The sequence below is a fragment of the Mycobacterium sp. E183 genome (assembly GCF_001667735.1).
Taxonomy (GTDB): domain Bacteria; phylum Actinomycetota; class Actinomycetes; order Mycobacteriales; family Mycobacteriaceae; genus Mycobacterium.
In genome coordinates this window covers 43,621-67,455 of record NZ_LZJN01000105.1, presented here as the reverse complement: position 1 = coordinate 67,455, position 23,835 = coordinate 43,621, and the positions used below count along the sequence as shown (strand labels likewise).

The following is a 23,835-nucleotide window of genomic DNA, read 5'->3' as shown; positions in this document are numbered from 1 at the left end:
ACTACACCTGGTACTCGGCCAGCAGCCGTTTGCTGATGATGTTCTTCTGAATCTCGCTGGTGCCCTCCCCGATCAGCAGGAAGGGCGCATCCCGCATCAGCCGCTCGATCTCGTACTCCTTGGAATAGCCGTAGCCGCCGTGGATCCGGAAGCTCTGCTGGGTGACCTCGGTGCAATACTCGCTGCACAGGTATTTGGCCATCCCGGCGGCGACGTCGTTGCGCTCCCCCGAATCCTTCAGCCGCGCCGCGTTGACCATCATCAGGTGCGCCGCTTCGACTTTGGTGGCCATCTCGGCCAGCTGGAACGCGATGGCCTGATGCTCGGCGATGGGCTTGCCGAAGGTGTGGCGCTGTTGGGCGTAGCGGACCGCGAGCTCGAAGGCGCGGATGCCGACGCCACAGGCGCGCGCCGACACGTTGACCCGGCCGACCTCGATGCCGTCCATCATCTGGAAGAAACCCTGCCCGGTGATGCCGCCGAGGATGTCGTCGGCACCGGCCTGGTAGCCGTCGAAGATCATCTCCGTCGTTTCGATGCCCTTGTAGCCCAGCTTGTCGATCTTGCCCGGAATCTGCAGCCCGGGAACGACTTCACCGAAGCCGACCGGCTTCTCGACGAGGAACGCGGTCAGATTGCGGTGCGGCTTGTCCGAGCCTTCGTCCGTGCGCACCAGGACGGCCACCAGCGTGGACGTGGCGCCGTTGGTCAGCCACATCTTCTGCCCGTTGATCGTGTAGTTGCCATCCGGATTGCGCTGGGCCCGAGTCCGGATCGCGGCCACGTCGGAACCCAGCTCCGGCTCCGACATCGAGAAGGCGCCACGCGTCTCACCGGTCGCCATGCGTGGCAGGAACCGCTGTTGCTGCGCGTCGGTTCCGTGCTGGCGCAGCATGTAGGCCACGATGAAGTGGGTGTTGAGGACGCCGGACACGCTCATCCACCCGCGGGCCAGCTCTTCGACGCACAGCGCGTAGGTCAGCAGCGACTCCCCCAGGCCGCCGTACTCCTGGGGAATCATCAAGCCGAACAAACCCATGTCGCGCATCTGGTCGACGATGTGCTGCGGGTAGGTGTCGCCGCGTTCGAGCTCCGCGGCGTTGGGGATGACTTCCTTTTCGACGAATTGCCGCACGGCGGCGACGATTTCGGTCTGGAATTCCGTCAGTCCGAGGGTCTGGGCGAGTCTGGTCATGCGTCGTCTTTCCGTTTCGGGCTTCTGCGCCGGTCGATCGTGTTCGCGTCCGTCAGCCGTTCGATGTCGGCCGATGTCAATCCCAGGCGCCGCTGGAGAACCTCGGCGGTGTCTTGCCCCAGGGCGGGCGCGGCCGCGCCGGCGGGGTGCTCGCCGTCGAATGCGAGCGGCAGCCCGGCGGCGAAATAGTCGCCCAGACCGGGTTGGTGCAACCGGGAAAACATGGGGTTGGCGGTCACCTTGGGGCCCGCGGCGACCTCCGCGAAGGTTCGGTAGCGCTCGAAGAGCACCGTGGTCTTTGACAGCGTGGCCGTGATCTCGTCGGCCGCATGACTGCTGAACCAGGTGGCGAACAGACCGGACAGGACGGCACGGTACCGGTAGCGGTCGCCCTCGGAGTCGAAGTCGACGCCCAGCGCATCGGCGAGCGCCGACACCGCGGCGCCGGTGCCCGTGACGTCGACCAGATCGCGAAAATGCCTGCGGGTCAAGGTGACCACCATGAACCTTGCGCCGTCACCACTGGCGAAGTCCTGCCCGTACTGGCCGTAGATGGCGTTGCCCAGCCGTTGTCGCTGGGTCCCGGTGACCTGCGGCTCGGTCAGTAGTCCGAGGGTTCCGGCAATGGATAGCGCGACGTCCTCCAGCGCCAGGGTGATCCGCGCGCCCAGCCCGGATTCGTCCCGCCGGCGGACGGCGGTGACCACGGCGAGCGCGGCGTACAGGCCGCAGCACACGTCCCAGGCCGGCAACACGTGGTTGATCGGCCCGGCGTGCTCGGCCGGACCGGTGACGAGCGGGAATCCGATGCCGGCGTTGACCGTGTAATCCACGCCGGTAGAACCGTCACCGCGTCCGAGCAGCTGGACGTGGATGACGTCGGAACGCTTGGCGGCCAACGCGTCGTGACCGAGCCAGGACAGCCCGGCGGCGTTGGTCACCACCACGCCGTCTCCCTCGACGATGAGCCGCTGAACCAGGTCCTGCCCATCCGGGGAACGCAGATCGATGGCGGCAGAGCGCTTTCCCTTGTTCAGGCCGGTCCAGTAGATCGATGTACCGTCGGCCGCCAAGGGCCAGCGCTGGACGTCGGAGGCACCGCCGATGGGATCGACCCGAATCACCTCGGCGCCAAGCTGACTCAGCGTCATGCCGCACAGCGGGGCGGCGACGAAGCTGGACACCTCCACGACCGTGAGACCGCTCAGCGGGCCGGTCACGTCGGGGCGACCCGCTCGAACACCGCGGCGAGGCCCTGGCCGCCGCCGATGCACATGGTCTCCAACCCGTAGCGCGCCTCGCGGCGGTTGAGCTCGCGCGCCAGCGTGGCCAGCATCCGGCCACCCGTCGCACCGACCGGATGGCCCAGCGAGATGCCCGATCCCTGCACGTTGGTCCGCTCGTGGTCGGCGGCACCGAAATTCCATTCGCGCATCACCGCGAGCGCTTGCGCGGCAAAGGCTTCGTTGAGTTCGATGACGTCGATGTCGGACAGCCGCAGGCCGGCCTTGCCGAGCGCCGCCTCGGTGGCCGGCACCGGACCGATGCCCATGATGTGGGGAGCGACGCCGGCCAGCCCCCACGACACCAGGCGGACCAGCGGCGTCAGACCGCATTCGCGCGCCTTTTCGGGCGTGGTCACCACGCACATCGACGCCGCGTCGTTCTGCCCGCTGGCGTTGCCGGCGGTGACCGTCGCCTCCGAATCCTCGCTCGCCAGCACGGGTTTGAGCTTGCCCAACGACTCGACCGAGGTGTCGGCGCGCGGATGTTCGTCGGTATCGATCAGCTCCTCGCCATGGCGGGTAGGCACCGCAACGGGAATGATCTCCTCTGCCAGCACGCCGTCCTTCTGCGCGGCAACCGCGCGCTGGTGCGACCGCACCGCCAGCTCGTCTTGCTCCAGCCGGGCGATGCCGTACTGGCGGCGCAGATTCTCGGCCGTCTCCAGCATGCCGCCCGGCACCGGGTGATGCCGACCGCCGGCGGTGGTGCGGCCACGCGCCAGCCCGTCGTGCACCCGGACACCGGTACGCGCTCCGCCCCAGCGCATGTCGGTGGAATAGAACGCGACGTTGCTCATGCTTTCGCAGCCGCCGGCGACGACGAGATCGTGGTCGCCATTGCCCACTTGCAGGCACGCCTGGATCACCGCCTGCAGGCCCGACCCGCAGCGGCGGTCGACTTGCATGCCGGGCACCGTGACCGGCAGCCCGGCATCCAGCGCCACCACCCGTCCGATCGCCGGCGCCTCACTGCTCGGATAGCAGTGGCCGAGGATGACGTCCTGCACCGCGTCGGGCGAGATCCCGGTTCGTTCGAGGAGGCCCTTCAGCGCGGCGACCCCCAGGTCCACGGCGGTCAGCGACTTGAACACCCCGCCGTAGCGGCCGATCGGGGTCCGGACGGGTTCACAGATGACCGTCTCGCGCATCGCGCTCATAGATGCCGGCCGCCGGTGATCTCCATGACGGTCCCGGTCATGTACGAGGACAGGTCGGAAGCCAGGAACAGCGCCACGCTGGCGACTTCACTCGGTTCGCCGGCCCGACCCATCGGCACCTCGGCGACCTTGGAATCCCAAATGCGCTGCGGCATAGCCTCGGTCATCGCGGAGCGGATCAAACCGGGGGCGATCGCGTTCACCCGGACGCCCAGGTAGGCCAACTCTTTGGCGGCCGCCTTGGTCATTCCGACGATGCCCGCCTTGGCGGCCGAGTAGTTGGTCTGGCCGACCATGCCGACCTTCCCCGACACCGAGGACATGTTGATGATGACGCCCCGCTTGTTCTCCCGCATGACGGCGGCGGCCAACCGGGTACCGTTCCAGGTTCCCTTCAGATGCACGGCGATGACCTGGTCGAACTGCTCCTCGGTCATCTTGCGCATCGTCGCGTCCCGGGTGATCCCGGCGTTGTTCACCATGATGTCCAGGCCGCCGAAACGCTCGACGGCGGTCTGGATCAGGGTCTCGACGTCGGACGCCTGCGTCACATCGCATCGGACCGCCACCGCGACGTCGTCGCCGCCCAACTGCTTCGCCACGACCTGGGTTTCTTCGAGATTCACGTCGCCCAGCACAACTCGTGCCCCCTCGGCGACAAAGCGTTCCGCGATGGCCAGACCCAGGCCCTGCGCGCCGCCGGTGATTACCGCGGTCTGACCTGTCAGCATCGACACCTGATTCCCGCCTCCCTCTGCTTTGGTCCCCGGGACGCCCCGGCAGTCGAATATCATATTTCATATAGGATCTGCTCCGGTGCCGGGTTCCCTATCCGGGCCGTCACACTCGCCGGCCGCTCGCGGCTGAGTTGTCCGCCACCAACGAGGTGCCAAAGTAGGAGCATCCGACCATGACCACCGCCGAACAACCCGAGGTCTCCGACGACGATTTTCGGGAGATCCTCGCCCAGACCCGTCACTTCGTCCGCACGGCCGTGGTCCCACGCGAACAGGAGATCCTCACCGAGGATCGGGTGCCCGACGACCTACGTGACCAGGCCAAGAAGATGGGGCTATTCGGGTACGCGATCCCGCAGCGGTGGGGCGGCCTCGGCCTGAACCTGATGCAAGACGTCGAGTTGGCGATGGAATTGGGTTACACCTCGCTGGCACTGCGCTCGATGTTCGGCACCAACAACGGCATCGCCGGCCAGGTCCTGGTCGGCTTCGGCACGGACGAGCAGAAATCCCGCTGGCTGGAATCGATGGCGTCGGGCGACGTCGTCGCATCCTTTGCGTTGACCGAGCCGGGGGCCGGATCGAACCCGGCCGGACTGCGAACCAAAGCCGTTCGCGAGCAAGGTGATTGGATTATCTCCGGGCAGAAGCGCTTCATCACCAATGCGCCCGTGGCCGACCTGTTCGTGGTGTTCGCGCGCACCCGGCCGGCCGACGACCAGGGTCCCGGGATCGCCGTATTCCTGGTCCCCGCGGACGCGCCGGGCGTCGAAGTCGGCAGCAAGGACGCCAAGATGGGTCAGGAAGGCGCGTGGACCGCGGACGTCGGCTTCAACGACGTCCGGGTCGAGGGCGGCGCACTGATCGGCGGCAGCGAAGACATCGGCTATCGGGCCGCGATGACCTCGCTGGCACGGGGCCGGGTCCACATCGCCGCCCTCGCGGTGGGCGCCGCGCAACGCGCGCTCGATGAATCCGTCTCCTACGCCGCCACCGCGACACAGGGCGGCACGCCGATCGGACAGTTCCAGTTGGTCCAGGCGATGATCGCCGACCAACAGACCGGGGTGCTCGCCGGCCGCGCGCTGGTGCGCGAGGCCGCGCGACTCTGGGTCTCCGGGGAAGACCGCAGGGTCGCGCCGTCGGCGGCCAAGCTGTTCTGCACCGAAATGGCAGGTAACGTGGCCGATCTCGCGGTGCAGGTGCACGGCGGCAGCGGTTACATGCATGGCGTCCCGGTCGAGCGCATCTACCGTGATGTGCGGTTGCTGCGGCTCTACGAGGGCACCAGCGAGATTCAGCGGCTGATCATCGGATCCAATCTCGTCAAAGCGGCGCAGCGCACGACCACAACGAAGGAGCGTTAATGGCAGGCAAGCTCGAAGGCAGGGTCGCGTTCATCACCGGGGCCGCCCGCGGCCAGGGGCGGGCGCACGCGGTCCGGCTGGCGCGGGAGGGCGCCGACATCATCGGCGTCGACATCGCCGGCAAGCTGCCGTCCTGCGTACCCTACGACCCCGCGACTCCCGACGACCTTGACGAGACCGTTCGCCTGGTCGAAGAGACCAACCGGCGGATCATCGCGTCGATCGTGGACACCCGCGACTTCGAGGCGCTCCGCGAGGCGGTCGACGACGGCGTCGCCGCGCTCGGGCGGTTGGACATCATCGTCGCCAACGCCGGCGTCGCGGCGCCGCAGGCCTGGAACGAGATCACACCCGAGGACTTCCGCGCCGTCATGGACATCAACGTGACCGGCACCTGGAACACCGTGATGGCCGGCGCGGACAAGATCATCGAAGGCGGTCGCGGCGGCTCGATCATCCTGATCAGTTCCGCGGCCGGCATGAAGATGCAGCCGTTCATGGTGCACTACACCGCCAGCAAGCACGCCGTCACCGGGATGGCCCGGGCCTTCGCCGCCGAACTGGGCAAGCATTCGATCCGGGTCAACAGCGTGCATCCCGGGCCGGTGAACACGCCGATGGGCTCGGTCGACATGGCCGTCGCGGTGGGCAAAGCCATGGAGACCAACCCGCAGTTGTCCAACGTGCTCACGCCGTTCCTGCCCGACTGGATGGCCGAGCCCGAGGAGATCGCCGACACCGTGTGCTGGCTCGCCAGCGACGAGTCGCGCAAGATCACCGCCGCCCGGATTCCGGTCGATCAGGGCTCGACGCAATACTGAGCGGTTCCGGGGGGAATAGATGACCGGGCTTTTTGGCTTGGAGGCGACATGAGGCACTTCACCGAGAGCGAACGTCAGGAATTTTTGGCCGGCTTGCATGTCGCGGTCCTGTCCGTCGACGCCGCCGACGGCCGGCCGCCGGCCAGCGTTCCCATCTGGTACGACTACACCCCGGGTGGGAACATCCGCATCATGACCGGGGCGTCCAGCCGCAAGGCGCGGCTCATCGAGCGGGCGGGCAAGGTGACGCTGGTGGTCCAGCGCGAGGAACCGCCGTATCAATATGTGGTGGTCGAGGGCTCCATTGTCGACACCGCCAAGCCCGCACCCACCGACGTGCAGGAGTCAGTCGCCATCCGCTACCTCGGCGAGGAGGGCGGCCGCGCCTTCGTCCAAAGCATGGAGGGCGTGGAAGAGGTGATGTTCACCATTCGCCCCGACCGCTGGCTCAGCGCGGACTTCACCGGCGACCTGTAGAGGTCTCAGCCGATCAGGTCCAGCGTTCCCAGCTCGCGGATCGCTTGACACCCTCGGGCGAGCATGGCCAGCACCATGTCGTCGCCCCGCTCGGTAGCGGCGGCGAAGGCAAAACCCAGCGCCGAGATCAGCGGCGCCTGCAGGACCCCGAGCCGGTAGTCGCGCCAACATGTTTCGCGGTCGTAGCCGGTGACGCCGCCGGCCGCCAGCGCGCGATGATAGTCACCCACGAGCTCTTCTTCGATGGTCGCGCGCAGCTGCGGATTGAGGCTGGTCGCGGTGAAATAGGCCAGATCCCGGGCCGGCAGCCCGACGCCGAGCGTCTGCCAGTCGACCACGCTGACCCGGGTCCGGTCCGGGTCGAACAGCAGGTTGTCCAGGCGGTAGTCGCCGTGCAGCAGGGCGAACCGGTCGTACTCGGACAGCAACCACGGCGTCACCAGACCCATTGCCGCGCTGAAGGTCTCGCGGTCGTCGGCGCTCATCCGGTCGCCGAGCTTGTCGAGCGTGATGTCGGCGCTCATCTTCGCCACCTCGCCCATGCCGCCGGCGCCGGCCTCGTCCGGCCTGCCGAAGGCGATGCCCGGGAAATCGAGCCAGAATGGATCGCACCAGCTGGGCGCGTGCAGGCCGGCCAGGGCGGTGACCGCGAGTCGCGCTTCGGCTTCACCGCAGCCGGCGAGCTGATCGCCCTGCACGGCCGGCGCCTGATCGGCGAGCAGCAACGCGAAGTCCATTGCGTCGTCGGTGATCTCGGAATAGAAGCACTGCGGCGTCGGCACCTGCACCCGCTCCGCCACGGACGAATAGAACGCGCACTCGCTGCGATATCCGAGGACGACCCGGTCACGCACGGTGTCGTTCTGCGACGGCAGCTTGATCACGAACGTTTGCGGAAGGTCGACAGCCTCGGTCGCGTAGCGGGCGGTCACCCGATAGGTCGCGCCGGTCTGCCCCGTGCCGATCGGGGTCACGTCCACGTCGGTGACCTCGACGGGGGTGCCGCGTCCGCTCAGCGCGGCCGATAACCATTGCGGGGTTACGTCGGCGGGATACCGCGGAATCGACACCACAGCACTCATGAACAGCGCGCCTCCTGTACCCGGACGGCCCCGTCCGACTGACAAACTGTAAGGCATACCGCAAGAGTTGCGGTCAACTGCTTCACATTAGTCGGCGAGAATGCGCCATTCGGCGGCCTCGTGCTGCTGGCGCCAGAACTCGTCGAAACGTCCACCCGCCGCGAGCAATTCGCCGACAGTTCCGTCCTCGACCACTCGACCGTCGTCCAGGAACAGGACACGGTCGGCGTGACTGATGCTGGCCAGCCGGTGCGCGACGATCACCTGGGTGCGCGCCCGCGGATCGAGTGTCAGCGCGTCGACCACCGCGGCCTCGTTCTCGGTGTCCAAAGCGCTGGTCGCCTCGTCGACCAGCAATATCGGGGCCGGCTTGAGCAGCGCCCGCGCGATGCTGACCCGCTGGCGTTCGCCCCCGGACAGCGCCGAGCCGGCTTCGCCGACGATCGTGTCGGCGCCCTCGGGCAACCGGCCGATGAGTTCGTCGACGCGGGCGAGGGTCACGGCCCGCTTGAAGCGGTCATCGCCGGCGCCGGGGTCGCCGGCGGACACGTTGTCCCGGATCGACCCGTGGAACAGGTAGGGATGCTGGAACACGACGCTGCTCGCCGCCCGGCGGGTCTCGGCGTCCAGCGTCGCCGCGTCGACGCCGTCGATCAGGACCCGGCCGCGGGTCGGTTCGTGCAGTCCGGCGATCAGCGCCAGGATGGTGCTCTTCCCCGATCCGGACGGGCCGACGATCGCCGTCGTGCTGCCCGGCGCCAGGGTGAAGCTCACCCCGTCGAGCACCGGCGCGGTCGCATCGCCATACCGAAACTCGACGTCGTCGAACTCGATGCGGGGCGCCGCCGCGGTGACGGGCAGCGTGGCGGGCCCGGAGCTCATCAGTGGCGCCGTGAGCACCGACCGGATGCGGTCGAGCGTCGCGCGGGTGCTCTCCAGGGCCGGCGCCAATTCGCTGATCGTGGTGAACGGTTCGAGGTAGCGCACGATGACGACGATCAAGGCGATGGCCTCGGGCACTGAGAGGGCCCTGTCGACCGTCAGCGCCGCGGTCGCCCCCGCCAGCAGGATGAGCGACAGCTGGCTGGCCAGGCTGAACAGCAGCTGACCCGGGACCTGCATGGACAGCAAGCGCATGGACGCCCCGTGTTGCGCGGCGAGCGCGTCGCCGACCAGGCTGCGCGCCGGTTCGACCCGCCGTGCGGCCCGCAGCGCCTGCTGGGTGCGGGCGAATTCGATGATCCGCTCGGTGAGCCCGCCGTTGGCTTCGTCGGCTGCGGCGTCGGCGCGCCGCGTCAGTCGCGCTGAGGCCCACAGCGCACCCAAGAGCAGCGGCACGCCGCCGAGCGCGGCCGCGCCGAGCTGCCACGAGATCGGGAGTAGGGCGACCGCGATGGCGGCGGGCAGCAGGATGGCGGAGATCAGCGGCGTCAGCAGGTTGACGACCAGGCCGACCAGTTCCGGCCCGGTGGCGGCGATGGCCTGGCGCGCCGTCGCGGTGTGCTCGGCGGTGAACCAGTCCAGCCGCATGCCGGGCAGCCGGTCCGCGACGTCGTGCTGGCTGTGGTCGAGGACGGCGAACCCGAGATCGAAGCCGATGCGCGCGGTCGCGGTGTCGATCACCCATCCGACGACGGTGGCGGCCGTGAGCCAGGCGAGCCACCCGAGCGCGCGGTGCGGGTTGTCGAACAGGGCGCCCACCAACGGCACCAGCAGCACGGTGGCCGCCGCCCGCACCACTACGGACAGCAACGCGAGCGCGGCGTAGGCGATGACCCCGGCCCGGCGATCCGCGGGCACCAGCCCCAACCAGGTGCGGATCATCGCGTCCCCTCCCGAGCGGTGGTGGCGGCAACCGGGTCACGCCGGCCGCCTTCCCACAGCCGCCGGTATCGGCCGTCGGCGGCCAGCAACTCGTCGTGCGTGCCGCGTTCGGCGATCCGGCCGTGGTCGAGCACGACGATCTGGTCGGCTCCGGTGACCGTGTGCAGCCGATGGGCGATCACCAGGACGGTGCGATGCCGGGTCAGCCGGTTAAGCGCTTGCTGCACAAGGTATTCCGATTCGGGGTCGGCGAACGCGGTGGCCTCGTCGAGGATCAGGACCGGGGTGTCCGCCAGGATTGCCCGCGCGATCGTCAACCGCTGCCGTTCCCCGCCCGACAACCCCGTTCCCGCGCCGAGCACCGTGTCGTAGCGGTCAGGCAATCGCATGATGCGGTCGTGGATCTGGGCCTGGCGCGCCGCCTCCTGAATCTGCGCCGCGGCGGCATCCGGGACGGCCAGCGCGATGTTCTCGGCGACGGTGCCGTGCACCAGCTGCGTCTCCTGCAGGACGAAGCCGACCTTCTCGTAGAGCTCATCGGCGGCCATCGACCGGATGTCTTGCCCCCCAACGCGTATCGCGCCCTCTTCGACGTCGTGGAACCGGGCCAGCAGGGCGGCCAGCGTGGACTTGCCGGACCCGGACGGGCCGACGAGGGCGGTGACGGTGCCGGGCCGCAGCGTCAGCGACACGTCGCGGATCACCGGGACGCCCGGGCGATAGCCGAAGCTGACGCCGTCGAACACCACCGTCGCCGACGGATCCCCGGACCCGTCTTGCGGCCGCACGGCGAGTTCGGGCTCGTCGAGTGTGTTCTGCAGGCGCCGGGCGGCCAGCATGCCGGCGCTGATGCCGCCCACTCCGTACGCGATACCCAGCAGGCGTGCCCCGAATGTGGTGCCCAGCAACAGGAACGGCACGAGATTCACCGGATCCATCCGCCCGGTGACGGTGAGCAGGGTGCCCGTGAGCACGATGAGCCACAAGAAGGTGGAGGGCCGGGTGACCAGGTCCATCAGCGTCTTCTTGCCGGCGAGCGGCCGCTGCCAGGAGACCAGGAATTCGACGTATTCGTCCAGGCGGCGGCGGAAACTGGAGGCGGCCGCGCCGCCGAAGACGCGGATCACCGGCTGGCCCTCCAGGTAGGCGCCGGCCTCGCCGCTCATCTTCTCGGCCCAGCGCTGCGATTGCGGAATGCGCGGGCCCGACTGAATCGTGAGCGACGACGTCAACACCAGGTACACCAGCACGGGCAGGAACAGCACGAGCGCCACCCGCCAGTCGACGGCGAAGAGGTAGACCAGCACCGCCACCGGGGCGATGATCGCCGCGACCGCGTCCGGGATGGCGTGGGTGACCAGATAGTGCAGCGACAGCGTGTCGTCCTGCAGCAGCTGCTTGATCGAGCCCGATCCACGCGTGGTGAACCAGCCCAGTGGCAATCGGGATAGCTTGCGCAACAACCGCGACCGCAGGTCGGCGGCGAACCGGGCGTCGACGACGTGCAGCCACAGCGTGAGCGCCGCGCCCAGGACGGCGCCCGTTCCCAGCAGCGCAACGGCCGCGATCCCGACGTTCCAGAGTCGGGATGCGGGCGCCCCGGTGACCAGCAGGCGGGCCAGCTCGACCAGCAGGACGAACGGCGCCAGCTGCACCATGGTGATGACGGCCTGCAGCACCCCGGAAAGAATCAGCGCCGAGCGCAACGGCGCGAGCAACCGGCCGGCCCCCTGAGCGCGCCAGTGGCCGCGCGCTGCGGGGGCGGGCGTCTGCGAGGTCGGTCCTGGCGGCGAAACCTGCTCGTGTGCGGGCTCATTCACGGATGCGGGCTCGTCGCCGCGCTGGATGCCCATCGCCCGGCCGGCGCTCCAGTAGGCCTGGGCGTGAATCTCCGACTTGGGAAAACCGAAGTCGTCGCGCAGTCGCGTGCGGACGTGCTTGAGGACCGTGGCCTCGGGTGTGGCCCACGCGTACCAGTTGGACCAGTCGCGGTTATGGATCGCCGCCGCAAGGGACTTCTCGTCGCGGCGGGCCACCCAGTGCACTTTCAGACGGGGGTGCGGCGCGATCGGGATCAGGACGTCATGGTCGTCGTGTTGCTCGAGATACATCTCGATCGGCACTTCGTTGGGGACGACTCCGATGATCCCGTTCATGCCGGGGATCGACGCCGAGTCACCGATCAGCAGGTAGCCGGCCGGCTGCTCGGGTGGCACGTCGAAGCGCGACGAGCCCATCAGCGCCATGACGGCGATCGTCGCGCCGGGTTCCACGGTGCGCGCCCACTTCGACGCCGGGCCTGCGGGCTCGTGCAGCACGACGTCGACCGCGAATCGGCAGTTCGTGGCGTCGGCCTCGGAGATGGTGTAGGCGCGCTGGAACTCGGTGTTGGATCCGTCGGGGTCGGGAAACCAGAACCGCAGCCACGCGGCGGGTTCGGCATCCACGTCCTCGAACAGTGTCGGCGACGCCATCCGCACCCGCACGAAATGCGGTGCAATCTGGACGGTTTCGAGCACCGTCGCGGTGTGGTCGCGAGCGCCGAAGCTGCGCAACATCACGCCCTGGAACCCGCGTGCCATCGGCGGTCCTTTCCCGCGGCGCTGAGGCTTCGCGACGGACTTCAGGAGCGGCCGGCCGGACGGAACCTCCGCTGAATACGTTACCGCCACAAACTAAGGGTTGCCTTACCAAAGGTCAAACTCGGGCTGCCGGGGGTCGATCGGTAGCCTGGACGTGTGAGCGGTGAATCGGTTCCGCCGGTGTTGCTCTACGACGGGGTCTGCGGCGTCTGCAACTCAGCGGTGCGGACGATACTTCGGTTCGATCCCCACGGCACGCTGCGCTTCGCGCCCCTGGACAGCGATTTCGCCCAGGAGGTCTTTGCCCGGCACCCGGCCGTCAAAGACGTGGACTCGGTGGTGTTCGTCGACGAACCCGAACAGCCGGGAGAACGCGTCGCCGTCCGGTCCGCGGCCGCCCTGCGCGTGGTGGATTACCTTGGCGGTCCGTGGAAGCTGCTCGGGGCCGCCCGCATCATCCCGGCTCCCCTGCGCGACTGGCTCTACGACCGGATCGCGGACGTCCGCTATCGCATCTTCGGCAAATACGACACGTGTCCGCTGCCGCCGCCGGAGGTTCGTGCCCGCTTTCTGCAGGCCTAGTAGTCCGCGTCGAGGGCCAGGTCGGCCTCGGACTCACTCCTTTTCAGCTCGGCCAGCTTGCGGTCCTCGGCCGCGAACTCGCGATGGTGAACCGCCGATTTCTGGTGTGCACCCACGTCAGACACGCGTTGTTCGACGCTGCGGTCTTGGACCCGCGCGATTCGTTCGTGCTGCAGGGCCGATTCCTCCAAGCTGCGAGCGGCCGAGAGCCCGGCATGCGCGGCGCGTTCCCGCGCTTCCGCGGCCCGTCGTTCGGCTCGCTCGACATCTTTGGCGGTAACTGTTTCGTCGTTTCCGATGGCCATGGCGTCTCCCTGGTGTCCCGTGCATTGCACGTACCCCGCAGGGAGGGTTTAACGCCCGCCGAAGGCGAACAGATGGTGCGGGCGGAGGGACTCGAACCCCCACGCTCTTTCGAGCACCGGCACCTAAAGCCGGGGTGTCTGCCAATTCCACCACGCCCGCAGCGTGCCGATCGTACCGCTCAGTGCGGGGACCGGCCCGGTGGTGGCGCGCCTCGACGTATTCGTCGGAGCCAAGTCGTGAGCGGTACCGTCAAGGGGTGTCCACTACGCGTCGTCGCAGGCCCGCCCTGATCGCCTTGGTGATCGTCGCGGCGTGTGGTTGCCTGGCGCTGGGCTGGTGGCAATGGACCAGGTTCCAGTCGGTCTCCGGCACGTTCCAGAACCTCGGCTATGCGCTGCAGTGGCCGTTGTTCGCCTGGTTCTGCGTGTACGCATACCGCAAATACGTGCGCTACGAAGAGATGCCGCCCGAGCCTCGGCGCGATACCGAACTCACCGAGATACCCTCCGGCTTGCTGCCCGAACGCCCCAAGCCGATGCAACAGCCGTCCGACGATCCCGCGCTGGCGGAGTACAACGCCTACCTGGCCGAGCTTGCCAAACAAGACACCCAAAAGCAGAACAGGACCACCGCATGACCACACCGGAGACACCTGGACCTCAGGCGTCGGCATTCCCCGTGGAGAAGATCCGCAGCGCGTTGCTCGGCTACCGGGTCATGGCGTGGGCGACGGGGCTCTGGCTGATCGCACTGTGCTACGAGATCGTCTCGCACCTTGTCCTGCACCACGAGATCCGCTGGATCGAAGTGGTGCACGGTTGGGTGTACTTCATCTATGTCCTGACCGCCTTCAATCTGGCCGTCAAGGTCCGCTGGCCAATACCCAAGACGATCGGTGTCCTCCTTGCCGGCACCATCCCGCTGCTGGGGATCATCGTCGAGCAAGTCCAGACCAGGGACGTGAAGGCCCGCTTCGACTTGTAGACCTCATCCGCGACGGAAGCCGCTCGACCGCGCGACACACGATGCGGGCGGACGCCTAGGCCAACTCGCGCAGCGCCGGCACCAGCAACGCCAGCGCGCGGCCGCGATGCGAGACCGCGTCCTTCTCCTCGGGACTGAGCTCCGCCGCGGTGCGGTCGGACCCGGCCGGAAGGAAAACCGGGTCATAGCCGAAACCGCCGCCGCCCCGCGGTTCCCGCGCGATGGTCCCGGACCACTCGCCGCGGACGACGACCTCCCCGGACGGCCCGGCCAGGGCGCAGGCGGAGACGAAGGCCGCGCCGCGCCGGTCGTCGGGCACGTCGCTCAACTGCGCCAGCAGCAGCCCGGTGTTGGCGGCGTCGTCGCCGTGGTTACCCGACCAGCGCGCCGAGAGCACGCCGGGCATCCCGTTCAACGCGGCCACCTCCAGACCGGAGTCGTCGGCCACCGCGGGTAAGCCCGTCGCGGCGAACGCATCGCGAGCCTTGGCCAACGCGTTGTCCTCAAAAGTGGCGCCCGTCTCGGGCGCCTCCGCGAAGGCGGGCACGTCGTCCAAAGACACCAACGTCAACCCCGTCAGCCCGGCCGCGTCGAGCACCCGGCGCAGTTCGGCGAGCTTTTTGCGGTTGCGGCTGGCGACCAGCAGCCGCGATGATCGCAACCGTGGCGAAGCCGGGCGCCGCGGGTCAGCACCATCTGACCCGGTCAGCTGCCGAACGCCTTCGGCGGCGGAGCCCCCTCGGGGAGCTCGCCCGGGTACGGCAGGGCCAGCGCCTCGCGCTGGGCGGCGAACAGCTTGTCACAGGCAGCCAGCGCCACGTCGAGCAGCTTGTCCAACGTCGAGCGCGGGAACGTCGCCCCCTCGCCGGTCCCCTGCACCTCCACGAGGGTTCCGGTGTCGGTGGCGACGACGTTCATGTCGACCTCGGCCCGCGCATCTTCCTCGTAGGGCAGGTCCACCCGGATCCGGCCGTCGACCACCCCGACGCTGACCGCCGCGATGGCGCACGACAGCGGCCGGGGGTCGGAGAGCTTGCCGGCCGCGGCAAGGTAGGTCACGGCGTCGGCCAGCGCGACGAAGGCGCCCGTGATGGCGGCGGTGCGGGTGCCGCCGTCGGCCTGCAGCACGTCGCAGTCGACGGCGATGGTGTTCTCCCCCAACGCCGCCAGGTCGATGCAGGCCCGCAGCGAGCGCCCGACCAGCCGGCTGATCTCCTGGGTGCGCCCGGACAGGCGCCCCTTCACGGCTTCGCGGTCGGAGCGCGTGTGGGTGGCCGACGGCAGCATCGCGTACTCCGCGGTCAGCCACCCCAGACCCGACCCCTTGCGCCAGCGCGGCACCCCCTCGGTGACGCTGGCGGTGCACATGACCTTGGTGTGGCCGAATTCGATCAGCACCGACCCAGCCGGGTGGTCGGTGAATCCGCGGGTGATGACTACGGGTCGAAGCTCGTCGTCGAGGCGGCCGTCTTCTCTTCTGGTCACGACGCCAACCCTAACGCGGGGCGCTCAGACCCTTTCAGAGCGGCGGATGTCGAACGTTTCGCCGCACACCACCGCGTGGACGGGGCCGTCGAACTCGGCCTTGGCCTCGCTGATCACGTCCTCACGCGACGTCCACGGCGGGATGTGGGTGAGCAACAGCTCGCGAACGCCGGCCTGCGCCGCGGTCCTGCCCGCCTCGGTGCCCGACAGGTGCAGGGCGGGCGGCCGGTCCGGCGAGTGCGTCCAGGAGGCTTCGCAGAGGAAGACGTCGGCGTCGCGAGCCAACTCGACCAACTGGTCACACACGCCGGTGTCGCCGCTGTAGACGAACGAAGCGCCGGTTGAATCGGTGATCCTCATGCCGTAGGACTCCGTCGGGTGGGCCACCACCCGCGGCGTCACCGTGAGCGACCCGAAGGTCACCGGTTCGCCGTCGACCCAGTGCCGAACGTCGAAAATGTCTGAGCAGTCGTCGATTTCGCCGCCATACGGTGACGAGGCGGCGCCCAGTCGAGACCAGGTGTCACCGGGGCCGTACAACAACGCCTTGCCGCCGGGGCGGGACGGGTGATAGCGCCGCCATACGAACAGGCCGGGCAGATCGAGGCAGTGGTCGGCGTGTAGGTGTGACAGGAGCACGTGCACGGAGGCGGGATCGGCGTAGCGCTGCAGCGCGCCCAATACACCGCCGCCGAAGTCGATGACCATCGGCGGAGTGTCCGGTGCCCGGAGCAGATATCCCGACGCGGGCGAATCCGGCCCCACCACGCTGCCCGAGCAGCCGAGCACGGTTATTCGCACGGACACTACTGTGCCATGCCCGATGCGACCGTGACGAAAACATCGCCGCATTCATGTGATGAGAATCTCGTCATCCGCACATGGCGATCACGAGCGCGGCGAAGCCGGGCGAAGTGGGTCGCCATCAACCGCACGTGGCGATCACGAGCGCGGCGAAGCCGGGCGAAGTGGGTCGCCAACAATCGCACATGGCGATCACGAGCGCGGCGAAGCCGGGCGAAGTGGGTCGCCATCAATCGCATTAGTCGATCCGCACGTGGTGAACGGGTTGCACACCGGTGACCGCGGGACCCAGGAACCGGGCCGCCAACTTGGTGAAGGCCTCGGGGTCGCCGGTGGCTTCGAAGACCCGGGTCGCGGGTGGCGCGTCATGCGGGCGCAGCAGGTCGCGCTCGGTGAGCACCCGCAGCACCTCCTTGGCGGTTTCCTCGGCGCTGGACACCAGCGTCACGTGCTCGCCCATCGCCAGCTGGATCAACCCGGACAGCAGCGGGTAATGCGTGCAGCCGAGCACCAGGGTGTCGACCTGGGCGCGCTGCAACGGCTCCAGATAGCCCTCCGCCAGCCCGAGCACCTGGCGGCCACTGGTCACACCGCGCTCGACGAAGTCGACGAAGCGCGGACAGGCCACCGCGGTGATCTCGGTGTCGCGGGCGGCGGCGAACGCGTCCTGGTAGGCGTGCGAGTTGATGGTCGCCCGCGTGCCGATGACACCGATGCGACCGTTGCGCGTCGTGGCGACCGCGCGGCGCACCGCCGGCAGGATCACCTCGACGACCGGCACGTCGTAGCGCTCGCGGGCGTCCCGCAGGCACGCCGCCGACGCCGTGTTGCAGGCGATCACCAACGCCTTGACGCCGCGGCCCACCAGGTCGTCGCCGATCGCCAGCGCGTGCGCGCGGACCTCGGGAATGGTGAGCGGACCGTACGGCCCGTGGCCGGTGTCGCCGACGTAGACGATGTCCTCGTCGGGCAATTGGTCGATGATGGCCCGCGCGACGGTCAGTCCCCCGACGCCGGAATCGAAGATCCCGACGGGCGCCAACGGCGAGCTCATGTCTGGGGGCGCGGCGTCGTGGCGCCGGCTTTCCTCTTCGCGCGGGCCTTGCGTTCCGGTGCGGACAACCAATACGCGGCGATGACACCGGCGATGGCGCCGCAGAGGTGACCCTGCCACGACACGCCCCCACACCTGCCCAGCACCGGCATGGCGCCCAGCAGCACGCCGCCGTACGCGAACAGCACCACCAATCCGATCGCGATGTCGGCGAACCTGCGCACGAAGATCCCGAACACGAGCAAAAAGGCCAGCCAGCCGAAGATCAGGCCGGAGGCCCCGATGTGATCGGTCGGCCCGCAGGAGCTGCCCACGTTGCCGATCAGCCAGGTGCCGAAACCGCCGAGGATCCACACGATCGCCGTGGCCCAGACGAACCGGCTCAGCCCGGCCAGCGTCATCAGGAAGCCCAGCACCAGAAGCGGGATCGTGTTGGCCATCAGATGCTGCCAGTTGGCGTGCAGGACCGGGGCGAAGACGATCCCCCACAGCCCGTCGGCCTCGAGCGGCCTGATGCCGTTTTCGTCCAGGGAATGCCGAGTCAGCTGATCGATGAGCTCGATGAGGTAGAGCAGCGCGACGAAGGTCAGGATCGTGGCCCCGCCCACCATCCACGTGGGCCGCTTCGCCTGGCCCGCCGGTGCGCCGGGACGTCCCTTCGGGGTCGTCTTACCCATAGCTGCAGGTTACCGGCGCCGACGGCGCGAGTCCGTCATGGGGCGAACGCACCCGACAACACGCCCCGGTAGGTCGGTATCCCCGCCACCGAACCCGCCGCGAACACGCCGGCCAGCACCGCCCGCGCCACGCAGTCGGCCGCCGCGGCACCCACCTCCGCGGCCAGCCGCATCTCCGGCGAAAACGAGGCGGGCGAGTCTGCCGTCGGCGGCACCTCGACCGCCCCGGTCGCCAGCGCGAAGACCGTGTCGCCGTCATACGGGGTGTGTGCCGGGCGGATGGCGCGGGCCAGTCCGTCCTGGGCGGCGACGGCGACGCGGCGACACGCGGCCGGGCTGAGCGCCGCGTCGGTCGCCACCACCCCGATGACGGTGTTGAGCGGGTTCTGCAGCGGGCTCGCCGCGGTGGGCAACTGCGCGAAGGCGTCGATCTGCTCCGCCGGCGGTGGCCGCAGCCCGAACTCCCTTACCAAGTCCGCCATCCACGGCAGGCCGGTGGCCCGGTCGGCGACGTCGCCGGCGGAGTTCACCACGACCACCGCGCCGACGGTCACCCCGCACGGCAGCGCCGTCGAGGCGGTCCCGACGCCGCCCTTGAGCACCCCGGCCCGCGCCCCGACACCCGCGCCGACGCTCCCGACGGCCGGCGCCCCCGCAACGTCGGCGGCTTCGCAGGCCAGGTAGCCGAACTCCGGCGTCGGGCGACAGTCCCAGCCGCCGACCGGCAGATCGAATATCACCGCGCCGGGCACGATGGGCACCACACCGCCGCCCATCGCCACGCCGCGCTCGCGCTCCTCCAGCCAGCGCATGACGCCGTCGGCGGCCGCCAAACCGTAGGCACTGCCGCCGGCGAGCAAGACCGCGTCGACGTACCGGACGGTGTTGGCGGGATCGAGCAGGTCGGTCTCCCGCGTGCCGGGCGCACCGCCGCGGCAATCGACCGCGCCCACGGTCCCCGGCGGTGTCAGCACGACGGTGACGCCGGAGGCCCATCCGGCGCCCATGGTCGCGTCGGGGTCGAGTCGTTGGTGGTGCCCGACGCGGATGCCCCCGACGTCGGTGATGGCGTCCGTCCGGCCGCCATCGGGGCTCATCGGGGCCCCATGAGCACCAGAACGAGGTATTCCTGCAGGACGGTCAGCCACTGGTAGACGTCGAAGTGCACGGCCAGCGGGTGGTCGGCGGGCAGGCGCTCCGGTCCTTGCGGCCCGACCTCGAGCATGACCCCCAACGTCAGCCGGATGTCGTTGACCGCCGCGACCCAGGCGTTCGCGTCCTCCTCGCTCAGGTTGAACCGGCCGCCGCCATCGGGAACCGTATCCAACAACCGCTGCGCGGCAAGACGTTTGGCGTCGATGATCTCGGGCTCGTGCAGGCTGCGCAGCGCGGCGTTCAGGCTCTCCGCGGCGTCGGGGCCGGACGGATCAGCGTCGTCCGGATGGAAGAAATCGGGCAGCAGCCGGCGCAGGGTCGGATCCTTCGGCGGTTCGCTGTTTCCCGTCTTGATGCCGGTGATCTCCTCGAGTTCGTCTGCGGGAGTGGAGGACTCACGCTCGTCGAGCAACCCGACCATGGCCGTTGCCAGGTTCTTCAGCAGGGCGGCTTCGTGAGCCGCCAGCGCGGACCGAAAACTGGGACCGTCCGCGGTCTCGACGCGCTTCCATTTGCGCACAGGTAATCGCCGGGGCCCTCGCCGATTACCGGTCCTGCTGCAGCGTCGCCCACAACCCGGCGGCATGCAGCTTGGAGACGTCGACTTCCATGGATTCCCGGCTACCGGCCGACACCACCGCCCTGCCCTCGTTGTGTACCTGCAACATGAGCTTGGTGGCGTGCGGCTCGCTATAGCCGAACAACTTCTGGAACACATACGTCACGTAGGTCATCAGATTGACCGGGTCATCCCACACGATCGTGACCCACGGACTCGCCGTGACGTCTAACGGGGCGGACTCACGTTGTCCTGTAGTGCCCGGCTTAGCGGGCGCTGACATTACAACCATGGCCTACACGATACCGAGGGTGACGTGAGGTTTCCGAGCCCCCGACGGCAGCCGATACCGTTATGGAATGAATGACCCGGTCGTAACTGGGCTGCTAACCGACAAGTACGAGTTGACGATGCTGGCGGCGGCGCTGCGAGACGGCACCGCCGACCGCGCGACGACCTTCGAACTGTTCGCACGCCGGCTGCCCGACGGCCGCCGTTACGGCGTGGTGTGCGGCACGGGGCGGCTGCTCGAGGCGTTGCCCCAATTCGGCTTTGGCGACGAGGCGTGCCAGTTGCTGGGCCAATTCCTCGATCCGGATACGTTGCGCTACTTGCGGGATTTCCGTTTCGGGGGTGACATCGACGGCTACGCCGAAGGCGAGCTGTACTTCCCCGGTTCGCCCGTGTTGTCGGTGACCGGCACGTTCGCCGAGTGCGTCGTGCTGGAGACATTGGCGCTGTCGATCTTCAATCACGACACGGCGGTCGCGTCGGCGGCGGCGCGGATGGTCAGCGCGGCCAGGGACCGCCCGCTGATCGAGATGGGTTCACGGCGAACCCACGAGCACGCCGCGGTCGCCGCGGCGCGCGCCGCCTACATCGCCGGCTTCGCCGCGTCCTCCAACCTCGAGGCCCAGCGCCGATACGGCATCCCCGCGGAGGGCACCTCCGCGCACGCGTTCACGATGCTGCACGCGAGCGGCGAACCCGCCGAGGTGACCGAACTGGCCGCGTTCCGCGCTCAGGTCGACGCGCTGGGCGTCGGCACCACCCTGCTGGTGGACACCTATGACGTGACCGCCGGCGTGGCCAACGCCGTGGCCGCCGCCGGGGACGCGCTCGGGGCGGTGCGCATCGACTCCGGCGAGCTGGGCGTGCTGACCCGCCAGGTCCGCGACCAGCTCGACCGGCTGGGCGCCACCGGGACCCGGATCGTGGTCTCCGGCGACCTCGACGAGTTCTCCATCGCCGCGTTGGGTGCCGAACCGGTCGACAGCTACGGCGTCGGCACGTCGCTCGTGACGGGTTCGGGCGCACCGACGGCGAACATGGTCTACAAGCTGGTCGAAGTGGACGGCATGCCGGTGCAGAAGCGCAGCAGCCACAAGGAATCCCGTGGCGGTCGCAAGGAGGCGCTGCGCCTGGCCCGCTCGTCGGGCACCGTCACCGAAGAAGTGGTGTATCCCGCCGGCCGCCCGCCCTCGGTCACCGAACCGTATCGGGCGTTGACGGTCCCGCTGGTGCGCGGCGGCGACGTGGTGGCCAAACCGAATGTGGCCGCGGCGCGAGAGCTGGTAGCTTCCGGGCTGCGCAGTCTGCCGTGGGAGGGTTTGAATCTGTCGCAGGGCGAGCCCGCGATCCCGACGACGCAGATCCCCGCCGCCCGCCCGTAGCACCGAAGAGCAAAGAGGATAGCCACGTCCGAAGTGTCCGTGCCCGAGTTGCTGGCCCTCGCCGTGGCCGCGCTCGGCGGCAGTGAGCGCAGCGGCCAGCTCGAGATGGCCGACGCCGTCACGCGGGCGTTCGCCACCGGTGAGCATCTGGTCGTGCAGGCCGGCACCGGCACCGGAAAGTCGCTGGCCTACCTAGTGCCGGCGATCGTCCGTGCCATCGACGACGACTCGCCCGTCGTCGTGTCCACGGCGACCATCGCGCTGCAGCGCCAGCTCGTCGATCGCGATCTGCCCAGGCTCATCGATTCGCTCGCCGATGCGCTCCCCCGCCGCCCGCAATTCGCGCTGCTCAAGGGTCGCCGAAATTATCTGTGCCTGAACAAGATTCACAACGGCGGCGCCGAGGCCGAGGATGACACCGGCGACCGGCCGCAGGAGGAGCTCTTCGATCCCATGGCGGCCACCGCCCTGGGCCGCGACGTCCAACGCCTCACCGCCTGGGCGTCGACCACGGACTCCGGCGACCGCGACGACCTGAAACCCGGTGTGCCAGAACGATCCTGGTCCCAGGTCAGCGTTTCGGCGCGCGAATGTCTGGGCGTGGCACGCTGCCCGTTCGGCGCCGAGTGCTTCTCCGAGCGGGCGCGCGGCCGGGCCGGCGCCGCCGACATCGTGGTGACCAACCACGCGCTGCTTGCCATCGACGCCGTCGCCGAATCGGCCGTGCTGCCCGAGCACGAGTTGCTGGTGGTGGACGAGGCCCACGAGCTGGTCGACCGGGTGACCTCGGTGGCAACCGCCGAGCTGACGCCGGCCGCCCTGGGTGTGGCGGCGCGCCGAATCGCCCGGCTGGTGAATCCAGAACTCACACAACGCCTGGAGGCGACGACGGCCAACTTCGCCGCGGCGATCCACGAGGCCACACCGGGCCGCATCGACCGCCTCGACGACGAGCTGGCCACCTACCTGACCACGCTGCGCGACGCGGCCGGCGCGGCACGCTCGGCGATCGACGGCACGAGCGACGCGAAAGCCGCCGCGGCCCGCGCCGAAGCGGTGGCGGCGCTGAGCGAGATCTCCGACACCGCCTCGCGCGTCCTCACGTCCTTCGCCCCGGCGATCCCCGATCGCACCGACGTGGTGTGGCTGGATCACGAGGACAACAGGGGCGCCACGCGCCCGGTGTTGCGGGTGGCCCCGCTGTCGGTCGCCGGCCTGCTGCGCGACCGGGTGTTCTCCCGTTCCACCACGGTGTTGACGTCGGCGACCCTGGCCATCGGCGGGTCCTTCGACGCCATGGCGGCGGCGTGGGGGCTGACCGCCGCGGACACCGGGGACGCGCGCTGGCGCGGCATCGACGTCGGCTCGCCGTTCCACCACGCCAAGGCGGGGATCCTTTACGTCGCCGCCCACCTGCCGCCACCGGGCCGCGACGGCACGGGTTCCGCCGAACAGCTGACCGAGATCGAGGAGCTGATCACCGCGGCGGGTGGGCGGACCCTGGGATTGTTCTCGTCGATGCGCGCCGCGCGGGCCGCCGCGGAGGCCATGCGCCAGCGGTTGTCGACGCCGGTGCTCTGTCAGGGCGACGACAGCACCTCGGCGCTGGTCGAGCAGTTCAGCGCCGACCCGCAGACGTCGCTGTTCGGCACCCTGTCGCTGTGGCAGGGCGTCGACGTGCCGGGTCCGTCGCTCTCGCTGGTGCTCATCGATCGCATCCCCTTTCCCCGGCCGGACGACCCGCTACTGGGGGCGCGGCAGCGCGCGGTGGCCGCGCGCGGCGGCAACGGCTTCATGGCCGTCGCCGCCAGCCACGCCGCGCTGCTGCTGGCCCAGGGCTCGGGACGGCTCTTGCGGCGCGTCACCGACCGCGGAGTGGTCGCAGTGCTGGACTCGCGGATGGTCACCGCCGGCTACGGCGGCTACCTGTGCGCCTCGCTGCCGCCGTTCTGGCAGACCACCGACCCGGCCCAGGTCCGCGCCGCGCTGGAGCGGCTGCGCACCACCTCGGAAAGCCAGCCCGCCTGA

The 23,835-nt window shown here is 69.3% G+C and carries 25 protein-coding genes and 1 tRNA gene; 9 read left to right on the top strand and 17 right to left on the bottom strand.

Annotated features, from left to right (window positions below; all coding sequences use genetic code 11):
* Position 1: 1 nt before the first annotated feature.
* From A5691_RS10600 to fabG, 4 genes are all read right to left on the bottom strand, one after another.
* Positions 2-1,195, bottom strand: a complete 1,194-nt coding sequence (locus A5691_RS10600) for an acyl-CoA dehydrogenase family protein (protein WP_068018391.1) — start codon at positions 1,193-1,195, stop codon at positions 2-4.
* Positions 1,192-2,346: a CoA transferase gene (locus A5691_RS10595; protein ID WP_231968826.1), complete on the bottom strand. Its 1,155-nt coding sequence runs from the start codon at positions 2,344-2,346 to the stop codon at positions 1,192-1,194. Before A5691_RS10595 ends, A5691_RS10600 begins: the two co-directional genes overlap by 4 nt.
* 65 nt (positions 2,347-2,411) lie before the next feature.
* Positions 2,412-3,638: an acetyl-CoA C-acetyltransferase gene (locus A5691_RS10590; protein WP_068018394.1), complete on the bottom strand. Its 1,227-nt coding sequence runs from the start codon at positions 3,636-3,638 to the stop codon at positions 2,412-2,414.
* Positions 3,635-4,432, bottom strand: coding sequence for a 3-oxoacyl-ACP reductase FabG (fabG, locus tag A5691_RS10585; protein WP_082950238.1), 798 nt, complete (start codon positions 4,430-4,432; stop codon positions 3,635-3,637). Before fabG ends, A5691_RS10590 begins: the two co-directional genes overlap by 4 nt.
* Before the next feature lie 116 nt (positions 4,433-4,548).
* On the opposite strand from fabG, the gene A5691_RS10580 reads away from it, so the two are divergent.
* From A5691_RS10580 to A5691_RS10570, 3 genes are read left to right on the top strand one after another with little or no spacing between them, the layout of a single operon-like run.
* Positions 4,549-5,742, top strand: a complete 1,194-nt coding sequence (locus tag A5691_RS10580) for an acyl-CoA dehydrogenase family protein (RefSeq protein ID WP_068018397.1) — start codon at positions 4,549-4,551, stop codon at positions 5,740-5,742.
* Entirely contained in the window at positions 5,742-6,563 is an 822-nt protein-coding gene (locus A5691_RS10575) for a mycofactocin-coupled SDR family oxidoreductase (RefSeq protein WP_068018400.1), read from the top strand. Before A5691_RS10580 ends, A5691_RS10575 begins: the two co-directional genes overlap by 1 nt.
* Before the next feature lie 48 nt (positions 6,564-6,611).
* Positions 6,612-7,040, top strand: a complete 429-nt coding sequence (locus A5691_RS10570; RefSeq protein WP_068018403.1) for a pyridoxamine 5'-phosphate oxidase family protein — start codon at positions 6,612-6,614, stop codon at positions 7,038-7,040.
* Between the two features lie 5 nt (positions 7,041-7,045).
* Here A5691_RS10570 and A5691_RS10565 read toward each other — a convergent pair whose 3' ends face one another.
* The 3 genes from A5691_RS10565 to A5691_RS10555 all read right to left on the bottom strand — a co-directional run bounded on the left by A5691_RS10565 (position 7,046) and on the right by A5691_RS10555 (position 12,528).
* Positions 7,046-8,122, bottom strand: a complete 1,077-nt coding sequence (locus A5691_RS10565) for a phosphotransferase family protein (protein ID WP_068018406.1) — start codon at positions 8,120-8,122, stop codon at positions 7,046-7,048.
* A gap of 87 nt (positions 8,123-8,209) precedes the next feature.
* Complete coding sequence (locus tag A5691_RS10560; RefSeq protein ID WP_068018410.1) at positions 8,210-9,946, bottom strand: ABC transporter ATP-binding protein; 1,737 nt, start codon at positions 9,944-9,946, stop codon at positions 8,210-8,212.
* Positions 9,943-12,528, bottom strand: a complete 2,586-nt coding sequence (locus A5691_RS10555) for an ABC transporter ATP-binding protein/permease (protein ID WP_068018413.1) — start codon at positions 12,526-12,528, stop codon at positions 9,943-9,945. The genes A5691_RS10560 and A5691_RS10555 overlap by 4 nt, the downstream gene beginning before the upstream one ends.
* Before the next feature lie 156 nt (positions 12,529-12,684).
* On the opposite strand from A5691_RS10555, the gene A5691_RS10550 reads away from it, so the two are divergent.
* On the top strand, positions 12,685-13,110 hold the full coding sequence (locus tag A5691_RS10550; protein ID WP_067757829.1) for a thiol-disulfide oxidoreductase DCC family protein: 426 nt from the start codon (positions 12,685-12,687) through the stop codon (positions 13,108-13,110).
* Here the strand turns inward: A5691_RS10550 and A5691_RS10545 are convergent.
* Both A5691_RS10545 and A5691_RS10540 read right to left on the bottom strand, forming a co-directional pair.
* A complete protein-coding gene (locus A5691_RS10545; RefSeq protein ID WP_197499069.1) occupies positions 13,107-13,445 on the bottom strand; it encodes a hypothetical protein in 339 nt (112 codons plus the stop codon). The two genes, A5691_RS10550 and A5691_RS10545, sit on opposite strands and share 4 nt — an antisense overlap.
* Before the next feature lie 43 nt (positions 13,446-13,488).
* A tRNA-Leu gene (locus A5691_RS10540) sits at positions 13,489-13,575 on the bottom strand.
* A 97-nt stretch (positions 13,576-13,672) separates the two neighbouring features.
* On the opposite strand from A5691_RS10540, the gene A5691_RS10535 reads away from it, so the two are divergent.
* Positions 13,673-14,053: a hypothetical protein gene (locus A5691_RS10535; RefSeq protein ID WP_067757831.1), complete on the top strand. Its 381-nt coding sequence runs from the start codon at positions 13,673-13,675 to the stop codon at positions 14,051-14,053.
* Positions 14,050-14,400 (top strand): DUF3817 domain-containing protein, encoded by a 351-nt coding sequence (locus tag A5691_RS10530; protein WP_067757833.1) that lies wholly within the window; start codon positions 14,050-14,052, stop codon positions 14,398-14,400. The genes A5691_RS10535 and A5691_RS10530 overlap by 4 nt, the downstream gene beginning before the upstream one ends.
* A 55-nt stretch (positions 14,401-14,455) precedes the next feature.
* Here A5691_RS10530 and rdgB read toward each other — a convergent pair whose 3' ends face one another.
* From rdgB to A5691_RS10515, 3 genes are read right to left on the bottom strand one after another with little or no spacing between them, the layout of a single operon-like run.
* Positions 14,456-15,061 (bottom strand): RdgB/HAM1 family non-canonical purine NTP pyrophosphatase, encoded by a 606-nt coding sequence (gene rdgB / locus A5691_RS10525; RefSeq protein WP_067757836.1) that lies wholly within the window; start codon positions 15,059-15,061, stop codon positions 14,456-14,458.
* A 44-nt stretch (positions 15,062-15,105) separates the two neighbouring features.
* Positions 15,106-15,885, bottom strand: a complete 780-nt coding sequence (gene rph, locus A5691_RS10520) for a ribonuclease PH (RefSeq protein ID WP_067757838.1) — start codon at positions 15,883-15,885, stop codon at positions 15,106-15,108.
* A gap of 24 nt (positions 15,886-15,909) precedes the next feature.
* Entirely contained in the window at positions 15,910-16,692 is a 783-nt protein-coding gene (locus tag A5691_RS10515) for a cyclic nucleotide-degrading phosphodiesterase (RefSeq protein WP_067757840.1), read from the bottom strand.
* A gap of 74 nt (positions 16,693-16,766) precedes the next feature.
* Between A5691_RS10515 and A5691_RS27950 the strand changes: the two genes are divergently transcribed.
* A complete protein-coding gene (locus A5691_RS27950; protein WP_156675699.1) occupies positions 16,767-16,931 on the top strand; it encodes a 2-isopropylmalate synthase in 165 nt (54 codons plus the stop codon).
* Here A5691_RS27950 and murI read toward each other — a convergent pair.
* The 5 genes from murI to clpS are packed head-to-tail and all read right to left on the bottom strand — an operon-like array spanning position 16,928 to position 20,426.
* Positions 16,928-17,743, bottom strand: a complete 816-nt coding sequence (gene murI, locus A5691_RS10510) for a glutamate racemase (RefSeq protein ID WP_067281152.1) — start codon at positions 17,741-17,743, stop codon at positions 16,928-16,930. The two genes, A5691_RS27950 and murI, sit on opposite strands and share 4 nt — an antisense overlap.
* Positions 17,740-18,420 (bottom strand): rhomboid family intramembrane serine protease, encoded by a 681-nt coding sequence (locus tag A5691_RS10505; RefSeq protein ID WP_082950236.1) that lies wholly within the window; start codon positions 18,418-18,420, stop codon positions 17,740-17,742. Before A5691_RS10505 ends, murI begins: the two co-directional genes overlap by 4 nt.
* Positions 18,421-18,455: 35 nt before the next feature.
* A complete protein-coding gene (locus A5691_RS10500; protein ID WP_067782362.1) occupies positions 18,456-19,517 on the bottom strand; it encodes a P1 family peptidase in 1,062 nt (353 codons plus the stop codon).
* A complete protein-coding gene (locus A5691_RS10495; protein ID WP_067757849.1) occupies positions 19,514-20,095 on the bottom strand; it encodes a DUF2017 domain-containing protein in 582 nt (193 codons plus the stop codon). Before A5691_RS10495 ends, A5691_RS10500 begins: the two co-directional genes overlap by 4 nt.
* Positions 20,096-20,120: 25 nt before the next feature.
* A complete protein-coding gene (clpS, locus tag A5691_RS10490) occupies positions 20,121-20,426 on the bottom strand; it encodes an ATP-dependent Clp protease adapter ClpS (protein ID WP_067757852.1) in 306 nt (101 codons plus the stop codon).
* A gap of 67 nt (positions 20,427-20,493) precedes the next feature.
* On the opposite strand from clpS, the gene A5691_RS10485 reads away from it, so the two are divergent.
* Together A5691_RS10485 and A5691_RS10480 are read left to right on the top strand one after the other, a co-directional pair.
* On the top strand, positions 20,494-21,807 hold the full coding sequence (locus A5691_RS10485; protein ID WP_067782365.1) for a nicotinate phosphoribosyltransferase: 1,314 nt from the start codon (positions 20,494-20,496) through the stop codon (positions 21,805-21,807).
* An 18-nt stretch (positions 21,808-21,825) separates the two neighbouring features.
* On the top strand, positions 21,826-23,835 hold the full coding sequence (locus A5691_RS10480; RefSeq protein WP_067782368.1) for an ATP-dependent DNA helicase: 2,010 nt from the start codon (positions 21,826-21,828) through the stop codon (positions 23,833-23,835).